Raw genomic sequence first — 20,950 nt, forward strand, 5'->3', positions numbered from 1 at the left:
CATGGGGTTGGCACGGTTTCTGGACTCAGTTTTCAAACCGCGCGGGGCAGCGCTGGATGAGGAAAAGGCCTCGCGCACGGCGCCGCTGATCGCCTTTGCCAGCGGCGGGCGGCCCGTGTGGAGCCCGCGTGATTATGCGGCGCTGGCGCGGGAAGGCTACCTGCGCAACCCGGTCGTCTACCGGGCGGTGCGCATGGTCAGCGAGGCGGCGGCCAGTGTTCCGCTGAGCCTGTTTGCCGAGGCAGAAGAGTTGACGGAACACCCGCTGCTGCGCCTGCTGGCGCGGCCCAACCGGGGCCAGAGCGGGCCGGATTTTCTGGAGACCCTGTTCGGTCACCTGCTGGTGGCGGGCAATGCCTATGTCGAGCGGATCTATGTCAGCGAAGACGCGGATGCCCTGCCGGCGGAGCTGCATGTGCTACGCCCCGACCGGGTGAAAGTGGTGCCGGGGACGTCCGGTTGGCCGGAGGCATTCGAGTATCAGGTGGGCGGCAAGTCGCTCAGGCTGAGCGGCCTTGGCGACGTGCCGCAGGTGCGGCAGCTGACGCTGTTTCACCCGCTGTCGGACCATTATGGCTGCGCGCCGATCGAGGCGGCACAGGTGAGCCTCGACATCCACAATGCGGCCGCCGGATGGAACAAGGCGCTGCTCGACAACGCAGCGCGGCCCTCCGGAGCGCTGGTCTATGGCGCGGGCGAGGGGGCCAACCTGTCGCTGGACCAGTTCGAGCGGCTGAAGGCGGAACTGGAAGAGGGCTATCAGGGCGCGCGCAACGCCGGCCGGCCGCTGCTGCTGGAAGGCGGACTGGACTGGCGCCCGATGGGCCTGACGCCCAAGGACATGGATTTCATCGAGGCCAAGCGCGAGGCGGCGCGCGAGATCGCGCTGGCCTTCGGTGTGCCGCCGATGCTGATCGGCATTCCGGGCGACAACACCTTTGCCAATTATCAGGAAGCCAATCGGGCCTTCTGGCGCCAGACCGTGCTTCCGCTTGTGCGGCGGACGGCGCTGAGCCTGTCGAACTGGCTGGCCCCGGCCTATGGCGTGCCGCTGCGGCTGGAACCGGACGCCGATGCCATCGAGGCGCTGTCGCCGGAACGCGAGGCCCTGTGGCGGCGCGTGGGGGCAGCGGACTTCCTGTCCGAGGACGAGAAGCGGGCGGCGGTGGGCTATGGCCGCCGCGCTGGGCCAGACGAGGCAGCAGGGCAGGGCGAAACCGCAGGGCAGGGCGACGCAGCAGGGCAGGGCAATGTCTGAGGCGGTCCTCACCGCCGTCGTCGAACGCGGCGACCTGGCCCATCTGGCGCTGCTGCTGTGGGCGGGATCGGCCTCGGCCCTGGCCGCGCTGCTGCTGAAGGAGCTGTCCGCCTCAAACCGGCGCTTCAGCCAGTTCGTGGACGAGATTGAGCGCTTGAATCAAATCTTCAACGACCATGACGGCGGCTGAGGAGCCGGATCCAAGCGTTTCAGAAGACTCAAGAAACGGCGCCGCGTGACGTTTCGCGATGAAGCGCCGGGCTCGCCTGCCGCATGAAGCGGGCAAGCCGGACTCAGAACCTCGACAAGGAGAGCCAAGTCATGACGGACACAGGCCTTTTGGCCCGTGGCGGGGCGATGACGCCTGCCCGCAGCCTGACCTTGAACCTGAACCGCAGGACCGCGCCGCAGGCCCGGCCCGCGCGGGTGTTTGCCGCCTTTGCCGCAACGTTGCAGCGGCTGGGCCAGATCACGGGCCAGATCACGGACCAGACGCCAGGCCATCGGGATGCAGCGCGATGACCCGCTTTGCCGGATACGCCAGCGTGTTCCATCAGCCCGATGGCGCAGGCGACGTGGTGCTGCCGGGCGCATTTGCCCGATCGCTCGCCCGGCGCGGGACGGCGGCCATGCGGATGCTGTGGCAGCACGACCGGATGCAGCCCATCGGCATCTGGGAGAAGGCGCGGGAAGACGCACACGGCCTCTATGTGACCGGACGGCTGCTCACTGGTGTGGCTGCGGCGCTCGAGGCGGCGGAGCTGATCAGCGCCGGGGCGCTGGACGGCCTCTCCATCGGCTTTCGCGCCCTGGCGGCCGTGAAGGGTGCGGGCGGTGTCCGCCGGCACCTCACCGAAATCGACCTTTGGGAAGTGTCGCTGGTGACCTTTCCCGAACACCCGGCAGCGCGGCTGACGCCTCTGCCGGCGGAGACCGCGGCGCGATGAGCCGCCGCCCGAGATCATGCCCCTGCCCAACGCGGAGACAGCGATGAACGAGATGATGCTTGAGACCAAGGCCTATGGACTGGAGCCACGCCAGGCGCTGGACGACCTGCAGTCGGCCTTTGCCGCCTACCGCGATGCCAATGACACGCGGCTGGCCGAACTGGAGACGCGCGGCAGCGCGGATGTGGTGACGCTGGACAAGCTGAACCGGCTGGATGCGGCACTCGACAAGACGCAGCGCCGGCTGGACGAACTGACCCTGAAGGCCCGGCGGCCGGAACTCTCCGGCGAAACGTCGCGCGGCGGGGCCGGGCTGGAGCACAAGGCGGCGTTTGACGCCTACATGCGCGAGGGCCGCGACGACGGGCTGAAGGCGCTGGAGATGAAGGCGCTGTCGATCGGCTCCAACCCGGACGGCGGCTTCCTGGTGCCGGCGGAGACGGAAAGCGGCATCCTCATGCGGCTGGCGAACGTGTCGCCGATCCGTGCCATCGCCGGCAACCGGCAGGTGTCGGGCAGCGTGTTCAAGAAGCCCTATTCCCTGACCGGGCCGCAGGCCGGCTGGGTGGGCGAGACCGCCGCACGGCCGCAGACGAGCAGCCAGACGCTGGCGGAGCTGACCTTCCCGACCATGGAACTCTATGCCATGCCCTCGGCCACCTCGGCGCTGCTGGATGATGCGGCCGTGGACGTGGACGCCTGGATCGCGGAAGAGATCGAGATGGTCTTTGCCGAGCAGGAGGGCACGGCCTTCGTCAACGGCGACGGCATCAACAAGCCGACCGGCTTCCTGTCAGTGCCGCGTGTTGCCGATGCCTCCTGGGCCTGGGGTTCGCTTGGCACGCTGAACACGGGCGTTGCCGGCAACTTCGCCGCGACCAACCCTGGCGACAAGCTGATCGATCTCATCTATTCGCTGCGCGCCGGATACCGCCAGAACGCCCGCTTTGTCATGAACCGCCGCACCCAGGCGGCGGTGCGCAAGATGAAGGACGCCGACGGCAACTACATCTGGCAGCCGCCGGCGAGCGCCGGTGCCCCGGCGACGCTGATCAACTTCCCCGTCACCGAGGCCGAAGCGATGCCCGACATCGCCGCCAACGCCGCCGCCATCGCCTTCGGCGACTTCCAGCGTGGCTATCTGGTGGTCGACCGCCAGGGCGTGCGCATCCTGCGCGACCCCTATTCCGCCAAGCCCTACGTGCTCTTCTACACGACCAAGCGCGTCGGTGGCGGCGTTCAGGACTTCGCGGCGATCAAGCTGCTGGTGTTCGCGGTGTGAGGGAGGGGGGACCGCGCCTTGCCGAGGTGCAAGGCGCGATCACTTTCCGCAACCCGGGGTGCAGCACCCCCCTCTGTCTGCTGACGCAGACATCTCCCCCTCAAGGGGGGAGAGGGCGCCGAGGCCGTTCCGATGGCTGACGGGTGAATGAAAATAGGAAAAAATTCCTGAAAAGAGGTGGCCATGACACATTGGCTGACGAGCGTGCCGGCGGTGGAGCCGGTGACGCTGGCGGAGCTTCGGGCCCAGCTGAGGCTGGTGCAGACCGAGGAGGACGGATTGCTCGCCAGCCTGATCAAGGCCGCGCGCGAGCATGTGGAACAGGTGACGCGGCGGGCGCTGATCACGCAGGGCTGGCGCATCGCGCTGGACGGCTGGCCGGAGGGACGCATCCTGCGGCTGCCGCTGGCCCCGGTGCTGTCGGTGACGGCGGTGACTGTCTATGGCGCGGAAGGCATGCCGGTGACGCTGGCCCCCTCCGCCTGGACGCTCAGGCACGGCACGGAGCCGGCGCGGCTGGTGGTGGCACCGGACACGGCTTCTGGGGTGGAGCCGGTAAACGGGCTCGAGATCGACTTCACGGCTGGATATGGGGCTTCCCCCGCCGATGTGCCGGAGCCGCTGAGGCAGGCGGTGCGCATGCTGGCCGCGCATTGGTACGAGCACAGGGAAGCCGGGACAGAGCTTGCCATGGCAAGCCTGCCGTTTGGCCTCGACCGGCTGCTGATGCCGTTCCGGATGCCGCTGCTGTGAGCGGCGCGGGCGCTTATCGGCTGGCCGTCCGCCTGTGGCGGACGGAGCTGAGCGTGGCGGCAAGCGGGCAGGCTACGACAGGGTTTACCGACATCGGCTCGGATTTCGCGCAGCTGGCTGGCCTGTCGCAGGGCGAGGCCGTCGCGGCCGGGCGGCTCAGCGGCACGGCAACCCACCGCATGACCCTGCGCTTTCGCGCTGATGTGAGCGGCGGCTGGAAGGTGACGGTGGACGCCCGCAGCTTCCGGGTGCTGGCCGCAAGGGACCGCGATGGCGGCCGGCGGCAGGTGGAGCTGATGCTTGAGGAGGAACCGGCATGAGCCATGGGTTGAACCTGCGCAGCGCGGTCCTCACAAGACTTTCGGCGACGCCGGCGCTGCTGACATTGCTGGGCGGTGCCAGGCTCTATGACGGGCCGCCGCGCGGACAGCCGCTGCCCTATCTGACGCTGGAGGCGCTCGCAAGCCGGCTGCTGGGCGGAACGATCAGCGACGGCGAGGAGCACGAGCTTGAGCTTGCCGTCTATTCGCGCGGGGCGAGCCGCGACGAGGCGATGGAGGCTCTGGTGCTGGCCGTGACCACGCTGGAGACGACCACGTTGACCATTACTGGCGCCAAGATGGTCTCGGTGCGACGCATCGAAGTGACAAGCCGGCGCATGACGGACGGCCGAACGTGGCGGGCCGGCGCAAGGCTTCGCTGTGTGACTGAGCCGTAGGTGTTTCCTTCCCTTCGTCGCTCCTGCGCAGGCAGGAGCGACGAAGGAGGGGGCGAGACGATTGATGAATGACCACACCTAACAGACTGGGAGACAGGCCATGGCGGCGCAGCGTGGACGTGATCTGCTTTTGAAACTGGACCAGACCGGCAGCGGTTCCTTCATCACCGTCGCGGGTCTGCGGGCGCGGCGCATTGCGCTGAGCGCTCCGGCGGTCGACATCACCAGCGCCGACAGCACCGGGCGCTGGCGGGAACTGCTGGACGGGGCAGGGACGCGGGCGGCCAGCATTTCCGGCTCGGGGATCTTTCGCGATCTCACCAGTGATGCGCAGGCGCGCACTCTTTTCTTTTCCGGCGAGATCCGCCGATGGCAGGTGGTGGTGCCGAGCTTCGGCACCCTGGACGGACCGTTCCAGATCACGGCGCTGGAATATGCCGGACAGCATGACGGCGAGGTGACCTACGAGATGGCGCTGGAATCCGCTGGCGAACTGACCTTTACAGCAATCTGAGAAGGGAAACGGCGATGGTGAACCGCCTGCGCGGAGAGATTTCGGCCATGCTGGATGGCCGGGAATGGACGCTGGTGCTGACACTGGGCGCGCTGGCCGAGCTGGAGGCGGCCTATGCGGTGGAGGATCTGAACGGGCTCGTCGAGCGGTTCGGATCTGGCCGGTTGTCGGCCCGTGATCTGGTCAAGGTGCTGGGTGCCGGCCTGCGCGGAGCGGGCCATGTGGTGAGCGATGATCAGGTGGCCTCGATGCGGGCGCCGGGCGGCGCACCGGGCTATGCCGCGATTGCAGCCGACCTGCTCAGGGTGACCTTTGGCACCGGTGAGGCGGGCGAGGAGGACGCCGGCACGCGCCCTTGAGCAGGGCAAGGCCCGGATCGGCGGAGCCGTTTCCGTGGGACCTTGCCCTTTTTCTTGCGATGAACCGGCTGGGCTGGAGCCCGGCCATGACCTGGGCTGCGACGCCGCGCGAACTGGCGCTGGCGCTGGGGCTGACCCGGCGGGCGGCTGCCTTGAGCCGCAGGGATCTTGCCCGGCTGATGACCGATTTTCCGGATGAGGGAGTGCCGTGATGGACGACGACAGCGACAGCGGTCTGACCGGTGACATGGGCCGGATGAGCGCACAGATGCAGGACATGACCCGCTCGGCCGGCGAGTTCTCGCGCCTGATGAGCACGGGCCTGAAGGCGGCGCTGGTCGACGGCAAGGCGCTGGACAGCGTGATGAAGCAGATGGTGCTCAGCCTGTCCTCCCGCGTGCTGGGGCAGGCGCTGAAGCCGCTCGACACGCTGGTCGGGTCGATGGCGGGGGGACTGTTCGGGACAGACGGTCTGTCGAGCCTGATCAGCGGCGGCGTGACGGCCTTCGCCGACGGAGGCGTCGTGGCGCAGCCGACCTTCTTTGGGCATTCGGGCGGCCTGGGCCTCATGGGCGAGGCCGGAGCCGAAGCAATCCTGCCGTTGGCGCGCGGAGCCGACGGGCGGCTGGGCGTGGCCATGTCGGGGGCCATGTCAGGGGGCGGTGCTGGCCCGGGCGCAGGAAGCGGGCCGGTGGTGGTGAACGTGACAACCCGGGACGCGGAGAGTTTCCGCAGGTCAGAGGCCCAGGTGTCGGCGTTGGTGGCCCGCGCCGTCGGACGGGGACGGCGCGGGCTCTAACACCGGCTTGAAGAGGAGGGGCTCAGGAGCCGGTGTTTTCCTCGGCGGCGAGCATGGCCGCGATCTGGTCTTTCAGGTGAAGGCGCTGCTTCTTGAGGGCCTCAAGGGCTTCGTCGGACGCGGGCGCAATGTCGGTCTCGATGCGATGAATCTCGCGGTTTACCTCGTGATACTCGTCAGAAAGCTTGACGAAATGCGCGCTGGACAGCTTCAGCGCGTGCAGCGCGTTGGCAGCTTCCGGGAACTCTTCGTGCAATTCGTGGGGAACGTGACTCATGCGTCTTTACTCCTTGTTCGGACCGACCATGGCGGCAGCGGTCGTTCCGGTCCTTGAGACAGATCAAACCGCACGCGAGATCGATGGGGGGATGCGATGATTGCATTTCTGGACGAGAGCTTTCCCTTGCCGATTGCCTTCGGGTCCCGGGGCGGGCCGGAACGGCGCACCGAGGTGGTGACGCTGGCCAGTGGCCGGGAGACACGCAACGCACGCTGGGCCGACAGCCGCCGGCGCTATGACGCGGGCTCGGGCATCCGCTCGCTCGCTGATCTGCGCGCCGTCGTCGCCCTGTTCGAGCGGGCGCGCGGGCGGATGTCCGGGTTCCGCTTCCGCGATCCCTTCGACCACAGCTCGGCCCTGGTAAGCGGCGCGCCGGGGGCGCTGAACGTCGGGCTCGGCACGGGCACGGGCAGCCGAACGCGGTTCGAACTGGTCAAGGTCTATGGCAGCGGACCGGCCGCCTATGCCCGGGTGATCGACCTGCCGGTGGCGGGCAGCCTGAAGCTGGCGGTGAATGGCACGGAGCTGCCGCCGGGCGGCTTTTCCTTTGATGCGGCGACGCGCGAGGTGGTGCTGGCAACACCGCCGGCGACTGGGGCGGTAGTGACGGCCGGGTTCCTCTTCGACGTTCCGGTGCGCTTCGACACGGACAGTCTTGACTTGAGCCTGACCCATTTCGAGGCCGGTGAGGCGCTGCATATCCCGCTGGTGGAGATCCGCCTGGGCGGTTGAGCGGGGGCTGGGCCGAATGACGGGCGGACCAAGACGCCGTGATCGCAACCTCGCATCCCGTTGAAATATCGAACTTTCATCTCGGTGGCTCCGTTCCTCGGGCGAGGTGACGGCATGGATGCCATGATCAAGTCATGGCATGACGACCGGGGGGAAAGTGGGCGCAACCCCAAGCTTCGAGCATCGGCAGGCCGCAAAGCGGCAAAGCCATGGCGAATGCAGGACACAATCTCATGAAGACACTTGATCCAGGTCTGGCCGCCCATCTGGCGGGCCGGATGACGAGCCTTTGCGCGGTGTGGATCCTGACCCGCAGCGACGGGCAGCGGCTGGGTTTTACCGACCATGACCGCAGCCTGACTGTGGACGGGGTGGTCTGTCACCCGGCGCGCGGCATGGAGGCAAGCGCGGACACGCGCGGGCCGGGACTGGCGGCGGGCGGCGGCGAGGTGTCGGGCGCGCTCGACACAGACGGGCCGGTGCCGCTGGACGGCTTTGCCGAGGCGGACCTGGAGGCCGGGCGCTGGGACGGGGCGGAGGTGGCGGTCCATCTCGTCAACTGGGCCCAGCCGGTCGAGGCGGTGCTGCTGCGCCGTGCGGTCATCGGCGAGGTAACACGGGCTGGCCGCAGTTTCCGCGCCGAGCTGCGCGGGCTCGGACATCTGCTGGAGGCAAGGCGCGGCCGGGTGTTTGCCAGCCGCTGCGATGCTGATCTGGGGGACACGCGCTGCGGCATTGCGCTGACCGATCCGCGCTACCGGGCAGTGGCCACGGTGAGCTGGGCGGCGGATGCGCGCGAGCTGACGGTGACGGGTCTCACCGGCTTTGACGCCGGATGGTTCGACGGCGGGCGATTTGCCGTCCTGAACGGGCCGCTGACGGGTTTTGCCGGCGAGATCGCCCGGCATGCGAGGAGCGGAGCGGCGGCGACGCTGTCGCTGTGGCTGACCGCGCCGCAGCCCATCGGGGCGGGCACGCAGATCGAGGTGACGGCTGGCTGCGACAAGCGCTTTGCCACCTGCCGGGCGAAATTCGCCAATGCGAGCAATTTCCGCGGCTTCCCGCACATGCCGGGAACCGACTTCGTGCTGGCCTATCCGGGGCGCAACACCGGCGAGAACGATGGAGGCGCGCTTGTCGGCTGATCCCCTCGACCGGCGGGTGCTGCTGGCGGCGGCGCGGCGCTGGATCGGCACGCCCTACCGGCATCAGGCGAGCCTGAAGGGCGCCGGGTGCGACTGCCTCGGCCTCATACGCGGGCTGTGGCGGGAATACCTCGGCGATGAGCCCGAGCCGCTGCCGCCCTACGCGCCCGACTGGGCCGAGGCGGCGGACGGTCCGGAGGCCGAAACGCTGCTGGCGGCGGCGGAGCGCTGGCTGGTGCCGGTGTCGCTCGACCAGCGTCAGCCCGGCGACGTGCTCCTGTTCCGCTGGCGCGACGGGGCGCCGGTCAAACATGCCGGGATTCTGTCGACCGGCGCGCAGCTGATCCACGCCTATGAGCGCGTCGGCGTCATCGAATGCCCGCTCGGCACCGCCTGGGCGCGGCGCATCACCCATGTGTTTTCCTTTCCCGGAGCCCTGCCATGGCAACCTTGATCCTTGCGGCCGCCGGACAGGCGCTGGGCGGCCTTGTCGGCGCGGCCGGGCTTGGCGGCATTCTCGGCAAGGCCGCCGGGGCGGTGGCCGGAAACCTTCTCGACCAGTCGCTGTTCGGCGGCGGGCGCACGGTTGACCGGGGCTGGCTGGCCGACCTGTCGGTGCAGGCCTCGACCGAGGGCGCGCCGATCCCCTTCGTCTATGGCCGGGCGCGGCTGGCGGGGCAGGTGATCTGGGCGACGCGCTTTGAGGAAGTGGTGAGCGAGGAAAGCGCCGGCGGCAAGGGCGGCGGGCCGAAGCTCCGCAATTACAGCTATTTCGCCAATTTTGCTGTTGCCCTGTGCGAGGGCCCGATTGCCCGGGTCGGCCGGATCTGGGCCGATGGCAAGCTGATCGACCGCAGCGCGATCACGCACCGGGTCTATCCGGGCAGCCCGGACCAGGGCGTCGATCCCCTCATCGCGGCGGTGCAGGGGGCTGCTCCCGCCTACCGCGACACGGCGCATGTGGTGTTCGAGCGGCTGCCGCTGGAGCCTTTCGGCAACCGTCTGCCGCAGCTGACCTTCGAGGTGGTGCGGGTGGTGGACCGGCTGGAGCGGCAAATCCGCGCCGTGACCCTGATCCCCGGCGCAGGCGAGTTCGTCTATGCGCCGGTGCCGGTGACGGACACGCCGCGGCCGGGCGAGACGCGCAGCGTCAACCGCCACACCAAGCTGGCCGCAACCGACTGGACGGCGGCGCTGGACGAATCGCAGGACCTGTGCCCGGCGCTGGAAAGCGTGGCGCTGGTGGTGGCCTGGTTCGGCTCTGACCTTCGGGCTGGCCAGTGCCAGATCCGGCCCAAGGTGGAGGGCGCTGGCCGGCAGACCAGCGGCATGACCTGGACCGTGGGGCCGGTGACGCGCGAGGACGCGGAAGTCGTGTCGCAGCTGGAGGGCCGCCCGGCCTATGGCGGCACGCCCTGCGATGCCTCGGTGCTGGCCGCGATCCGTGACCTGAAGGCGCGCGGGCTGCGGGTGGTGCTCTATCCCTTCATCCTGATGGACATTCCGCCGGACAACAGCCTGCCCGATCCCTATGGCGGGGCGCGGCAGGCGGCCTTTCCCTGGCGCGGGCGCATCCGCCCGGGGGCCGCGCTTGCAAGCGACGTGACCACCTTCACCGGCACGGCCGCGCCGGCGGATTTCTCGCGGGCGGGCGATGTGATCGGCTATGCCGGCCCGGACGAGTGGTCCTACCGGCGGTTTGTCCTGCATCACGCGCATCTGGCGGAAGCGGCTGGCGGGGTGGATGCCTTCCTGATCGGCTCCGAGATGCGCGGGCTGACGCTCGCCCATGCAGGCGGCGGCAGCTATCCCTTCGTTACGGCGCTGAAAAACCTTGCGACGGCCGTGCGGACCGTGCTGCGGCCGCAGACGCGGGTGTCCTATGCGGCGGACTGGTCGGAGTATGGCGCGCATCAGCCGGCAGGCGGCGAGCTGCGCTTTCCGCTCGATCCGCTCTGGGCCGATCCGGCGATCAGCATGGTCGCCATCGACAATTACATGCCGCTGAGCGATGCGCGCGGACGGGAGACGTGTGACCCGCTGGATGTGGCGGCCTTGCGCGGGGCGATCCGGGGCGGGGAGTATTTCGACTGGTATTACGCCAGCGATGCGGACCGGGCGGTGGGGGTGCGGTCGCCGATCACCGACGGGGCCTATGGCAAGCCTTTCGTCTTCCGCGCCAAGGACCTGAAGGGCTGGTGGGAGTCCCCGCATGTGGAGCGCATCGGCGGGGTGGAAACCGGGCCGGCGACGGCCTGGGTGCCTCGGTCCAAGCCGATCTGGTTCACGGAACTGGGCGTGCCGGCCATCGACAAGGGTGCGAACCAGCCGAATGTCTTCGTCGATCCGAAGTCCTCGGAATCCGCGCCTCCCTACTTTTCCGGTGGCGGGCGGGACGATGCCGTGCAGCGGCGGGCGCTGGAAGCCTCGCTGAGCTTCTGGGACGACCGGCATCCGGACTGGCCGATGGGCGACAATCCGCTGTCGCCGCTCTATGGCGGTCGCATGGTGGACGGCGCCAACCTGCATGTCTGGACCTGGGATGCGCGGCCATTTCCCGCCTTTCCGCTCTATGGCGAGGTCTGGTCGGACGGGGGCAACTGGGAGGTTGGCCACTGGCTGAACGGGCGTCTCGGCGGGGCAAGCCTCAACGCGGTGATCCGCACGATCCTGGCCGATTTCGGCGTCCCGGACGGGCGGGTGCGGGTTGAAGGACTGGCTGAGGTCATCGACGGACTGACGCTGGCCGGGCCGCTGACGGCGCGCGAAGCCATCGAGCCGCTGCTGGAAGCTTTCGGCGGGCGGGCGCTGGACCGGGGCAGCGAACTGGTTTTGACCGGGGCGCAGACGGGGGCGGCATTTGCCCTGTCCGGCGAGGACCTGGTGGAGAGCGAGCCGGAGGCGGCACTGCTCACCCGGGTGCGCGGACAGGCGGGGGAATTGCCGGCCGAGGTGCGCATCGCGGGCGAGGACATCCAGCGCGACCATCGCCGCCAGATCGTCGCGAGCCGGCGGCTGGAAGGCGGAAGCCGGCATGTGCTGACGCTGGACCCGGGGGTGGCGGCGCCGGTGGCGCTGCTGGAGCGGGCGGCGGAAGCGCGGTTGCACCGCAGCTGGGCGGAGCGGGAACGGGTGGAATTCCTGCTGCCGATGAGCCACGTGGCGCTGGAGGTTGGCGATGTGGTGGATCTGGCGGCAACGCCCGACCAGAGCTTCACGCCGCCGCTGAAGATGACCATCGCCGTGATCGAGGACAGTCTTGTTCGCCGGATCGAGGCGGTGCGCAGCGAGCCGGCGGCAGCCATCGCAAGGGCGCCCACGCCGCGCGCGGACCCCTGGCGCAGCACCGATCCGGGACCGGCGCAGGCTGTGTTCCTTGACCTGCCGCTGCTGGAGGAGCGGGGCGCGACCTTTGCCCCGCATCTGGCCGCGCAGGCGCGGCCCTGGCCGGGCAGTCTGGCTGTCCTGCGCCAGCGGCCGGGCGGGGCGGGTTTTGCCGAGATTGCCCGCATCGAGCGGCCGGCCACCATCGGACGGCTGGTGACGCCGCTGGAGGCCGGGCCGCTGTGGCGCTGGGACCGGCAGAACCGGCCGGAGCTGGAGCTGTTCTCCGGTCACCTTCAAAGCCTTTCGGAAACGGCTGTGCTGGCCGGGGACAATGCGCTGGCCCTGCGCAGCCGGACGGGCGGTTTCGAGCTGTTGCAGTTCCGGCAGGCGGATCTGGTGGGTGAGCGGCGCTACCGGTTGACGGGTCTGTTGCGCGGACAGAAGGGCACGGAAGCCGAGGCGCTGGCAGGCGCCGATGCCGGAGCCGACGTTGTGCTGATGGATGCGAGCCTGGTGGCACTGCCGCTGGAGGCGGACCAGCGTGGGCAGGCGCTGTCCTACCGGCTGTTGCCACCCGGCGTGGCGCTCGATTCGGCCGCGCGCACTGACTTCACCGCGACCGGCCTGGGGCGCGCGGCGCTGCCCTTCGCCCCGGTCCATCTGACGGCCCGGCGCGAGGCGGGCGGGGTGCGGTTTGGCTGGATCCGGCGCAGCCGCATCGGCGGCGACGGCTGGGAGGCGGCGGAGGTGCCCGTCGGCGAGACACGGGAAGCCTACCGGCTGCAGCTCTTCTCCGGCGCGGCTGTCCGGCACGATGTGACCGTCGAGGCACCCGGCTACCTCTATCCGGCGGCGCAGGAGCTGGCCGATTTCGGCGCGCTGCAGACGGTGTTCACGGCCGAGGTGGCGCAACTGTCCGATCTGGCCGGACCCGGCCTCACTCTGAAGGAGATCCTCCATGTCTGAAACTGTCCGGTTGCGCCTGCCGCTGATCGCGGCCGCGCAGGCGCAGAAGCATGTAACCCACAACGAGGCGCTGGCCCGGCTGGACACGCTGGCGCATCTGCATCTCCTCACCCGAACCGGCTCCCCGCCCGGCGCGCCGCTGATCGGCGACTGCCATCTGGTGACGACGCCGGCAAGCGGTGCCTTTGCGGGCAAGGCGGATCATGTCGCCGAATGGACCGGCGCGGACTGGGTGTTCCATCCGCCGGTGACCGGACTGGTGGCCTATCTGGCCAGCGCCGGAACGCTGGTCGTCTGCACGGCCGCAGGCTGGCGCGACTACGGCGGGCTGTTGTCGCCATCGGCCGTGCTGTCGCGTTCGGCTGGCGGGGCGACCACGGGACTGGCGACGCTGGAAGCGACACTGTCCGGCCTCAGTGGAGCCTTCGTCGAGGCAACGGGGCTCATTCCCAACCGGGCTGTCGTCTTCGGCGTGTCAACGCGCACGCTCACAAGCATCACCGGAGCTGCGTCCTACGACTGCGGGCTTGCCGCCGAGCGCAGCAAGTTCGGCGGTACGCTCGGGAGCGCGGCCGGGTCCAGCAATGCGGGTGTCATCGGACCGACGGCCTTCTATGCGGCAACCGCCGTCCGGCTCAGCGCCAATGGCGGCAATTTCACCGGCGGCAGCGTGCGCATTGCGGTGCATTGCCTGCTGCCGGGGGTTCCCGATGCCTGAGCGGCGCAAACTCCAGGAAGGGAGCAGACGCATGGATGTCAGTCCGCAGGGGCTTGCCTTCATTGCCCGGCACGAAGGCTTTGTCGGCCGGGCCTATCTTGACCCCGCCGGGGTGCCGACTATCGGCTATGGGTTTACCGAAGGCTCGCGCCTGTTCCGCAGCTGGTGGCAGGCGCAGGGTCATGCCGGCCTGGTGCCCGGCCAGACCATCGATCCGATTGCGGCGCTGACGCTGCTGCGCAAGCTGCTGGATCACGAATATGGGCCGATGGTGACAGCAGCGCTTGGCGCCTTGCCGCAGCCTGTCTTCGATGCGGTGGTGTCCGTAATTTACAATCTCGGGCCGAGGGCGCTGGGCTGGCGCTGGGCCAAGGCGTTGAAGGCGGGCGACCTCGGCCGGGCTGCCGAACTGCTGGCACGCACGGGAACGACGGCGGGCGGACGGGTTCTGCCGGGGCTGGTCACGCGCCGCAGGGACGAGGCGGAGCTGATCCAGGACGGCACCTATGGCTTTGCGCCTGATACGCCGGCGCAAACGGATCCTGACGTGAAGATCGCCCAGAGCCACCTGCGGCTGCTTGGCTATCGACCTGGCCCCGTCGATGGAATTGAGGGCCCTCGGACGCGGCTGGCGACGCTGCGCTTCCAGTCCGACCACCCACCACTTGCCCCTGATGGCACGCTGGGACCTGCCACACGCGCAACGCTTGTCCGCACTGTTGCCGCGCGCAAGGGGCTTGCCGGATGCAGCGCGGGCGGGGCGGTGGCTGCTGGCAGCGCTGCAGCTCACGGCCATGCGCTGTGGACCTGTCTGCTGATCGCCGGCGGCGTGCTGGCGCTGGCCGGACTTGGCTTTGTGGCCTGGCACTACCGCGGGCGCATCGCTCTCGATATCGCGCGGTGGCGCGCAGATACCGTTCAATCACAACAGGAGAAGCTGTCATGAGTGGATGGAAGACACTGATGTTCAATGGTGGGCTGGGACTTGCGGTTCTGGTTGGCCAGGTGCTGGACCAGCTCTCGGTCGTGGACTGGGATGCCGTGCTGCCGCCGGAATGGGGGCCGGTCGCCCTTGTCATTGTTGGCGTGGTCAACGTGCTGCTTCGGCATGTGACCACCGGACCAGCCGGATGGCGCGGTCAGGTTTCCGAGTGAGCGAAAATCGACAGGCGCTGAATGGCTCCTGACAGAAGGCTGTCAGGAGGGGGGAGGTAGGGTTCAGCCGTTCCTTCCTCCTCCTGATGGAGACTGACATGAGCGCATCCACCACTTCCGCCCCCCGCAACAGCGTCGTCTGGTTCGAGATCCCGGTTCCTGATCTCGACAAGGGCGCTGCCTTCTACAATGACGTGCTGCAGGTCCAGCTGATCCGCGAGAACATGGACGGCATGGAAATGGCCAAGTTCCCGGTCGCGGATGAAATGAACATGCCCTCCGGCCATCTGTCTGTTGGCACTCCGGCTCCGGCAGGTCAGGGTGGCGTGATCCATCTGCTGTGCCCGGACGCACTGGAAGACAGCATGGAACGGTTGGTCAAGGCAGGTGGAAAGGTGTTGTCCGATCCGATCACCATTCCGTTCGGACGTTTCACCTATTGTCAGGATCCGTTCGGCAATGGCATTGGGCTCTATGTCGAGACCGGCAAGAGGTAAGACCACATGCGCCGCGCGGATCGCCTGTTCCAGATCGTCCAGCACCTGCGCGGCGGGCGTCTGGTGCGTGCGGCGCAACTGGCCGAATGGCTGGAAGTGTCCGAACGCACCATTTATCGCGACATTGCGGATCTTCAGGCGTCGGGCGTCCCCGTGGAGGGGGCGGCCGGCGTCGGCTATGTCATGCGGTCCGGTTTCGACCTGCCGCCTCTGATGTTCACCCGCGACGAGATCGTGGCGCTGGTGGCCGGTGCAAGGCTGGTCAGCGCCTGGGGCGGCGCAGCCATGGCACGGGCGGCGGCCGAAGCCCTGATCAAGATCGAGGCGGTCTTGCCGGAAAAGATCGCCGCCCGGCCCGGCGGCATCCAGATCCATGCGGTGGCACCGGGGATGACGCCGGCAGTCCGGGTCAATCTTGATCTGATCGAGACGGCCATTGACCGGCGGCAGGTGCTGGAACTCGATTACCTGGACCGCGAGAGTGCACCCAGCTGCCGCACGATCAGGCCGTTGGGGCTCTGGTTCTGGGGCAAGGTCTGGACGCTGGTTGCCTGGTGCGAGTTGCGGCAGGACTTCCGCATGTTCCGCATCGACCGAATCGCACGCGTATCAGCAACCGAGCAAGTGTTCCGCCAGGAACGGGGCCGGATGCTGGCGGATTTCTATCGCACCATTGAAATCGAAGGCCCGCATGTGCTCTGACATGCTGACAGGCGTGTTCATGTCCCATTCAGCCGCCGCAGCTTAAGTCTGTCCTCAAGTTCAAATCATGACCATTGAGGGAGCTGACCACGATGCGTACCCTGATCGTCCTTGCAGCACTTGTCGGCACAAGCATGCCATCCTCGGCGTCTGCGGCCTGTCTTTCGCAGGGCGAGGCACAGCAGGCGGTCTCCAGCGGGCAGGCGCAGCCGCTTGGCAGCGTCGCCGGGACCGTACAGGGCGAAATCGTCCGCGCACAGCTCTGCGAGGAGGGGGGGCGCTACATCTACCGGCTCTCTGTGCTGGAAAACGGGCAGGTCACGACAGTAGTGGTCGACGCAAGTCGCTGAATTTTGCCATGATCAGCCGCCAGACAGCGGCACCGACCCTTCTCCAGCCAGACCGGACCCATCCATGCGCATTCTGATTGTCGAGGACGACAAGGACCTGAACCGTCAGCTGAACGACGCCCTGACACAGGCAGGCTATGTCGTCGACCGGACCTATGACGGAGAGGAAGGGCATTTCCTCGGGGATACCGAGCCGTATGATGCGGTCGTGCTGGATCTGGGGTTGCCGAAGCTGGACGGCCTTTCGGTGCTGGAAAAATGGCGGCGCGGCGGGCGCACCATGCCGGTGCTGATCCTGACCGCGCGCGATCGCTGGTCGGACAAGGTGGCCGGCATTGACGCGGGGGCGGACGATTACGTGGCCAAGCCCTTCCACATGGAAGAAGTGCTGGCACGGGTCCGTGCCCTCGTCCGCCGGGCGGCCGGACACGCGTCCAACGAAATCGAAGTGGGCGACCTGCGGCTGGACCTGAGATCCGGCCGCGTCACCGTCGCTGGACTGCAGGTGAAGCTGACGTCGCACGAGTACCGGCTGCTGGCCTATCTGTTGCACCACAAGGGCAAGGTCATTTCCCGCACCGAGCTGGTGGAACACCTCTACGATCAGGACTTCGACCGGGATTCCAACACCGTCGAGGTGTTTGTCGGGCGTTTGCGCAAGAAGCTAGGCGGCGACTACATCGAGACAGTGCGCGGTCTGGGCTACCGGATCGGTGAGCCGTCGTGACGCTTGCCGGAAAGCCGGTACGCCGCCGGTCCCTGGCCGCAAGGCTTGTGCTGGTTGCCTCGCTCTGGTCGGTCACGGCACTGGCGGTCGCAGGTTTCATCCTGGTTGAGTTGTACCGGGATACGGTCGAGCGCGGCTTCGACAGCCAGCTGGAAGTCTACCAGAAGGCCATTATCGGCGCGATGGCACCCACCGACGGAGCGACGATCAACAGGCCGGAGAACCTCGGCGAGCCGCGCTTTTCCCTGCCGTTGTCCGGCTGGTACTGGACCATCGCCGACTGGCCGGAGTGGAAGCTGGTCTATGCCTCCGGCAGTCTTGTGGGCGATCCCCTGCTGGTGCCACCGCTGGCGTTCGGACAGCGCACGGGTGGCGGCTTTGCGACCGGTCCCGGCGGCGAGGAACTGCGGGTGTCACAGCGCATCGTCAGCTTTGACGGCAAGACCTATCTCATCGCCGTTGGCGGCAAGACGGAAGGGCTGCGCAAGGACCTTGCCGCCTTCACGGGGCAGGTGGTGCTGACGCTGGCGGTGTTCGGCATTGGCCTGATCGTGGCCGTGTTTCTCCAGGTCCGCTTCGGCCTGCTGCCGATCCGGCGGATGCAATACTCTCTGGCTGCTGTCCGAGATGGCGAGGCGAGCCAGATCGATGAGGCCGTTCCAATGGAACTGGCGCCGCTCGCCATTGAACTGAATGGCTTGATCCGGTCCAACGCGGAAATCGTCGAGCGAGCCCGCACCCATGTGGGCAACCTCGCCCATGCGCTCAAGACACCGCTCAGCGTCATCGCCAATGAGGCCGACGCGGCAGGCGGTCCCTTTGCTGGCAAGGTGCTGGAACAGGCGCGGCTGATGCGCACCCAGGTCGATCATCATCTGGAACGCGCCCGACAGGCGGCGCAGCGCCGGGTGATCGGGGTTGCAACGCCGGTGGAGCCGGCGCTGTCGCGGCTGCTGCGGGCCATGACACGCATCCATGGTGACAAGGATCTGGGTTTTGAGGCCGAACTGGACGCCAGCGTCCGGTTTCGCGGCGAACAGCAAGATCTTGAGGATCTTGCCGGCAACCTGATCGACAATGCCTGCAAGTGGGCGCGTTCGCAGGTCACTGTGACGGCGAGACTTCTTCCGACAGCTGCCGGCGATCGCACCCTGTTCGAGATCATTGTCGAGGACGACGGGCCGGGCCTGACGGCCGATCAGCGACGCGAAGCGGTCAAGCGCGGCAAGCGGCTGGACGAAAGCGTGCCTGGAACCGGGCTGGGCCTGTCGATCGTCGCCGATCTGGTTGCGCTTTACGGCGGGCAGTTCGAATTGTCGGAAGCTGCAATCGGCGGTCTTCGGGCACAACTGGTGCTGCCAGCGGCATCAACGGGCGGCCCCAGTTCCGGGTGAAATGTGACTGGCGTCACGTCGCGCCTCGTTGCATTGCAATAGTGTTATCCTAAGTTATCTGGCAAGGCATTGCTGCGGACCGGCAAGGGCGCGACAATGCTTTCGGATTCTGGACCGGAATGCGTCGGAGGCTGGGCCTGAAAATGGCCCAGTTCGGCCGTAGAGTCGGGATAAATTAACTGTAACAGTGAAGTATGGAACCTTGTCGGCGCCGGCGCGTTGTACAAGAGGTCCGAACGGTCGGACCAGCAGGCGCGCGGCGATGGAGTGCCAGATGCGGTGGGTAGCATTGTCTATGGTGGTGGCTGTTGCGGCCGGGCTGTCGGCCTGCAGTTCTGTGGGCGACACGGGTGGCGGCGTCGGGTTTTGGGGGACGGCATTCGGCCAGTCCGAGAAGTCGATCGCCGAAGCCGAGGCCAATGCCGCGATCAATCAGCTGCTCGACGGTACCCCGCAGCTCGGCCTTGAATCTAGCGACCGCAAGGTAGCTGCCGAAGCGCAGAAGCAGGCCCTCGCGACGCCCGGCGCTGGTGGGACGGTTCGCTGGGACAACCCGCGCACCGGACGCACTGGCGAGGTCCGCCTCGGGCCGCGCTATCAGGTTAACAAGACCGAATGCCGGGAACTGACTCATGCGGTTTCGTCCAAGGAAACGCCGGTTCCCGTTGTCGCGCGGTCGACTACCTGCACGGACGAAAAGGGAATCTGGCGGTCGATCAGCTGAGGCTCGATTGCCCGAAGCTTCTGTGATCCGAGGCGCGCCTGTTCGGCGCGCCTTTTGTATTTGTGGCAATCGTTAAAATGTGACGGATCCCGGCAAGGGTTCGGAAAGCATTGATTAAGTTTCCAGATGTTAAACAGGTATTGTTCCAGCTGGTGCAATCGCAACAGAGATGACAGACCAAGCGCTCCTGACTGCCAAGATCCAGACCTATCTGAAGGCTCTCTCGCCGCGGGCCGTGGAGACATTGGTGCGAGGTCTGGAGCGGGCCCGTCAGTCGGGCAAGGGCGACGAGCATCTCGATCTCATTCTGGCTGCGTCGGCTGCGATCCTGCGCGGCGAGGACATCAAGGCACCGGAGCCGCGCGACGAGACCCCGCTGCCTGCGATGACGCGCAAGGGGCATCTAGAGCGCCTGTTTTTTGCCCCGCTGGACACATTCCTCATCAATGAGCTTCTGCCGAGCAAGCAGGAAGGGCGTGTCTACCGGCCTCACCTGACAGATGTCTGGCAATGGCTCGAGCGGGACCTGCTGCCGCAGGAGATCAGTCAGGCGCGTCAGGACCTTGCCAGCAACAAGGTCGGCGCGGAGAAGGCGCATCAGCGCGTCGCCATGCTGCGCAAGACCGCGACCGATATTCTGGCCGATACCATGGAAAAGGCAGCTCAATCCGACCGGGAGCGTCGCCGGTTGACCATGGTGCTGGGCGGGGAGAGGGCACTCGCGGACCTCAAGGATATCGCCAAGCTGTTTCAGGCCGAGCCCTGGCTGACGCCGTTCCTCAAGCGCATGCCGGACAGCATCACCGAGCGCCGGCTGAAGCAGGACACGGATGTGCTGTCGCTGGTGGAAACCTATGCGCAGCAGCATCCTGACTATGTGCCTGTTCTGGCCGCTGCAGTGCTGGACCGGGCGGATGCGCCGTGGAGCCTTGGTACATTTGCGACGCGCCTTGCCGGAACCCAGAAGCCGCGCGAGATCCGCCGCAGCCGCTTTGCGCCCTTCGTCGACATGGTCATTTCCGAAGCCGAACGGCTGAACGTGCTGGCGCGCGACCAGCAGAAGCACAATCCCGATCCGGTGGCCTTCTCGGAAGCGGTGTCCAGCTATGCCAATCTCATGCGCGGGCTGGAGTTCGATATGGATTTTACAGGCTGTGACGAATGGCGTGGCCGTCTCTCCGAAACGCGGCGTGACATGTCGCGCATCGTAACGGGCGAATTGCAATCGGCCAGTGGTGCGGTTCGCCGCGCGCTGGCTGTGCCGAAGGTCGACCGTGAGGGGCACTGGCACAGCGACACCCACGCGCTGGACGAAGCTGTCCGGGCGCTCCGTGTCCTGGCCATGGCCCGGGGCACGGCGGAAACCCTCGCGGTGAACGAGGTCAGCAAGCGGACGCGGCAGACCGTCGAACAGACGCTGGAGATCATCACACGGTCGCTGCTGGCGGACCTGCGCAAGCACAAGGGGCCGGCGCGGGACGCGCATCTGTCGGCGGTTGATGCGGCGATCCTGTTGTCTGAAGTCTATTTCGGCGTGGATTATGCCGGACAGATCCGGCGTATGCGGCAGGCCGCGGCGGCCGGGGCTGCATCTGCGGCCTGA

General features: G+C 67.5%; 27 protein-coding genes. 26 read left to right on the forward strand and 1 reads right to left on the reverse strand.

The window, feature by feature from the left end; genetic code table 11:
• The first annotated feature begins 1 nt into the window (after nucleotide 1).
• The 12 genes from OVA12_RS21545 (at nucleotide 2) to OVA12_RS21600 (ending at nucleotide 6,630) form a co-directional block, all read left to right on the forward strand.
• Entirely contained in the window at nucleotides 2–1,258 is a 1,257-nt protein-coding gene (locus tag OVA12_RS21545) for a phage portal protein (RefSeq protein WP_268140693.1), read from the forward strand.
• Entirely contained in the window at nucleotides 1,251–1,448 is a 198-nt protein-coding gene (locus tag OVA12_RS21550) for a hypothetical protein (RefSeq protein ID WP_268140694.1), read from the forward strand. Before OVA12_RS21545 ends, OVA12_RS21550 begins: the two co-directional genes overlap by 8 nt.
• Nucleotides 1,449–1,579: 131 nt before the next feature.
• The gene (locus OVA12_RS21555) at nucleotides 1,580–1,780 is read left to right on the forward strand and encodes a hypothetical protein (protein ID WP_268140695.1); all 201 of its coding nucleotides are present in this window, start codon (nucleotides 1,580–1,582) and stop codon (nucleotides 1,778–1,780) included.
• On the forward strand, nucleotides 1,777–2,205 hold the full coding sequence (locus OVA12_RS21560; RefSeq protein WP_268140696.1) for an HK97 family phage prohead protease: 429 nt from the start codon (nucleotides 1,777–1,779) through the stop codon (nucleotides 2,203–2,205). Before OVA12_RS21555 ends, OVA12_RS21560 begins: the two co-directional genes overlap by 4 nt.
• Before the next feature lie 52 nt (nucleotides 2,206–2,257).
• Nucleotides 2,258–3,487, forward strand: coding sequence for a phage major capsid protein (locus OVA12_RS21565; RefSeq protein ID WP_442793927.1), 1,230 nt, complete (start codon nucleotides 2,258–2,260; stop codon nucleotides 3,485–3,487).
• 183 nt (nucleotides 3,488–3,670) lie between these two features.
• Nucleotides 3,671–4,240, forward strand: a complete 570-nt coding sequence (locus OVA12_RS21570) for a head-tail connector protein (protein ID WP_268140698.1) — start codon at nucleotides 3,671–3,673, stop codon at nucleotides 4,238–4,240.
• Nucleotides 4,237–4,560, forward strand: coding sequence for a phage head closure protein (locus OVA12_RS21575; RefSeq protein ID WP_442793910.1), 324 nt, complete (start codon nucleotides 4,237–4,239; stop codon nucleotides 4,558–4,560). Before OVA12_RS21570 ends, OVA12_RS21575 begins: the two co-directional genes overlap by 4 nt.
• Nucleotides 4,557–4,958, forward strand: a complete 402-nt coding sequence (locus tag OVA12_RS21580) for a DUF3168 domain-containing protein (RefSeq protein WP_106751966.1) — start codon at nucleotides 4,557–4,559, stop codon at nucleotides 4,956–4,958. The genes OVA12_RS21575 and OVA12_RS21580 overlap by 4 nt, the downstream gene beginning before the upstream one ends.
• Nucleotides 4,959–5,058: 100 nt before the next feature.
• Nucleotides 5,059–5,472 carry a phage major tail protein, TP901-1 family gene (locus tag OVA12_RS21585; RefSeq protein ID WP_268140700.1) on the forward strand — a complete coding sequence of 138 codons (414 nt, stop codon included), beginning with the start codon at nucleotides 5,059–5,061 and terminating at the stop codon, nucleotides 5,470–5,472.
• A gap of 14 nt (nucleotides 5,473–5,486) precedes the next feature.
• Nucleotides 5,487–5,831, forward strand: a complete 345-nt coding sequence (locus tag OVA12_RS21590) for a gene transfer agent family protein (RefSeq protein WP_268140701.1) — start codon at nucleotides 5,487–5,489, stop codon at nucleotides 5,829–5,831.
• Nucleotides 5,828–6,043, forward strand: a complete 216-nt coding sequence (locus OVA12_RS21595) for a phage tail assembly chaperone (protein ID WP_268140702.1) — start codon at nucleotides 5,828–5,830, stop codon at nucleotides 6,041–6,043. Before OVA12_RS21590 ends, OVA12_RS21595 begins: the two co-directional genes overlap by 4 nt.
• Nucleotides 6,043–6,630 (forward strand): phage tail tape measure protein, encoded by a 588-nt coding sequence (locus OVA12_RS21600; RefSeq protein WP_268140703.1) that lies wholly within the window; start codon nucleotides 6,043–6,045, stop codon nucleotides 6,628–6,630. Before OVA12_RS21595 ends, OVA12_RS21600 begins: the two co-directional genes overlap by 1 nt.
• Before the next feature lie 22 nt (nucleotides 6,631–6,652).
• On the opposite strand, the gene OVA12_RS21605 is transcribed toward OVA12_RS21600, so the two are convergent.
• Nucleotides 6,653–6,907: a YdcH family protein gene (locus tag OVA12_RS21605; protein WP_106751971.1), complete on the reverse strand. Its 255-nt coding sequence runs from the start codon at nucleotides 6,905–6,907 to the stop codon at nucleotides 6,653–6,655.
• Between the two features lie 96 nt (nucleotides 6,908–7,003).
• Between OVA12_RS21605 and OVA12_RS21610 the strand changes: the two genes are divergently transcribed.
• The 14 genes from OVA12_RS21610 (at nucleotide 7,004) to OVA12_RS21675 (ending at nucleotide 20,950) form a co-directional block, all read left to right on the forward strand.
• Nucleotides 7,004–7,642, forward strand: coding sequence for a DUF2460 domain-containing protein (locus tag OVA12_RS21610; RefSeq protein WP_268140704.1), 639 nt, complete (start codon nucleotides 7,004–7,006; stop codon nucleotides 7,640–7,642).
• Between the two features lie 233 nt (nucleotides 7,643–7,875).
• Complete coding sequence (locus tag OVA12_RS21615) at nucleotides 7,876–8,787, forward strand: DUF2163 domain-containing protein (RefSeq protein ID WP_268140705.1); 912 nt, start codon at nucleotides 7,876–7,878, stop codon at nucleotides 8,785–8,787.
• Nucleotides 8,777–9,241, forward strand: a complete 465-nt coding sequence (locus OVA12_RS21620) for an NlpC/P60 family protein (protein ID WP_442793911.1) — start codon at nucleotides 8,777–8,779, stop codon at nucleotides 9,239–9,241. Before OVA12_RS21615 ends, OVA12_RS21620 begins: the two co-directional genes overlap by 11 nt.
• Nucleotides 9,229–13,080 (forward strand): baseplate multidomain protein megatron, encoded by a 3,852-nt coding sequence (locus OVA12_RS21625; protein ID WP_268140707.1) that lies wholly within the window; start codon nucleotides 9,229–9,231, stop codon nucleotides 13,078–13,080. Before OVA12_RS21620 ends, OVA12_RS21625 begins: the two co-directional genes overlap by 13 nt.
• Entirely contained in the window at nucleotides 13,073–13,798 is a 726-nt protein-coding gene (locus tag OVA12_RS21630; protein ID WP_268140708.1) for a DUF2793 domain-containing protein, read from the forward strand. The genes OVA12_RS21625 and OVA12_RS21630 overlap by 8 nt, the downstream gene beginning before the upstream one ends.
• A gap of 31 nt (nucleotides 13,799–13,829) precedes the next feature.
• Nucleotides 13,830–14,744, forward strand: a complete 915-nt coding sequence (locus tag OVA12_RS21635) for a glycoside hydrolase family protein (protein WP_268140709.1) — start codon at nucleotides 13,830–13,832, stop codon at nucleotides 14,742–14,744.
• A complete protein-coding gene (locus OVA12_RS21640) occupies nucleotides 14,741–14,953 on the forward strand; it encodes a hypothetical protein (protein WP_106751977.1) in 213 nt (70 codons plus the stop codon). The genes OVA12_RS21635 and OVA12_RS21640 overlap by 4 nt, the downstream gene beginning before the upstream one ends.
• Nucleotides 14,954–15,051: 98 nt before the next feature.
• Nucleotides 15,052–15,450 carry a VOC family protein gene (locus OVA12_RS21645; protein ID WP_268140710.1) on the forward strand — a complete coding sequence of 133 codons (399 nt, stop codon included), beginning with the start codon at nucleotides 15,052–15,054 and terminating at the stop codon, nucleotides 15,448–15,450.
• 6 nt (nucleotides 15,451–15,456) lie between these two features.
• Nucleotides 15,457–16,152, forward strand: a complete 696-nt coding sequence (locus tag OVA12_RS21650) for a helix-turn-helix transcriptional regulator (RefSeq protein ID WP_268140711.1) — start codon at nucleotides 15,457–15,459, stop codon at nucleotides 16,150–16,152.
• Nucleotides 16,153–16,244: 92 nt separating this feature from the next.
• Complete coding sequence (locus tag OVA12_RS21655; RefSeq protein WP_268140712.1) at nucleotides 16,245–16,502, forward strand: PepSY domain-containing protein; 258 nt, start codon at nucleotides 16,245–16,247, stop codon at nucleotides 16,500–16,502.
• A 64-nt stretch (nucleotides 16,503–16,566) separates the two neighbouring features.
• Nucleotides 16,567–17,229 carry a response regulator gene (locus tag OVA12_RS21660; RefSeq protein WP_268140713.1) on the forward strand — a complete coding sequence of 221 codons (663 nt, stop codon included), beginning with the start codon at nucleotides 16,567–16,569 and terminating at the stop codon, nucleotides 17,227–17,229.
• Nucleotides 17,226–18,623 carry a sensor histidine kinase gene (locus tag OVA12_RS21665; RefSeq protein ID WP_268140714.1) on the forward strand — a complete coding sequence of 466 codons (1,398 nt, stop codon included), beginning with the start codon at nucleotides 17,226–17,228 and terminating at the stop codon, nucleotides 18,621–18,623. The genes OVA12_RS21660 and OVA12_RS21665 overlap by 4 nt, the downstream gene beginning before the upstream one ends.
• Nucleotides 18,624–18,897: 274 nt before the next feature.
• Nucleotides 18,898–19,347, forward strand: coding sequence for a lipoprotein LipA (locus OVA12_RS21670; protein WP_268140715.1), 450 nt, complete (start codon nucleotides 18,898–18,900; stop codon nucleotides 19,345–19,347).
• 169 nt (nucleotides 19,348–19,516) lie between these two features.
• Nucleotides 19,517–20,950, forward strand: a complete 1,434-nt coding sequence (locus tag OVA12_RS21675; RefSeq protein ID WP_268140716.1) for a hypothetical protein — start codon at nucleotides 19,517–19,519, stop codon at nucleotides 20,948–20,950.

This window comes from Pannonibacter sp. SL95 (assembly GCF_026672425.1).
Taxonomy (GTDB): domain Bacteria; phylum Pseudomonadota; class Alphaproteobacteria; order Rhizobiales; family Stappiaceae; genus Pannonibacter.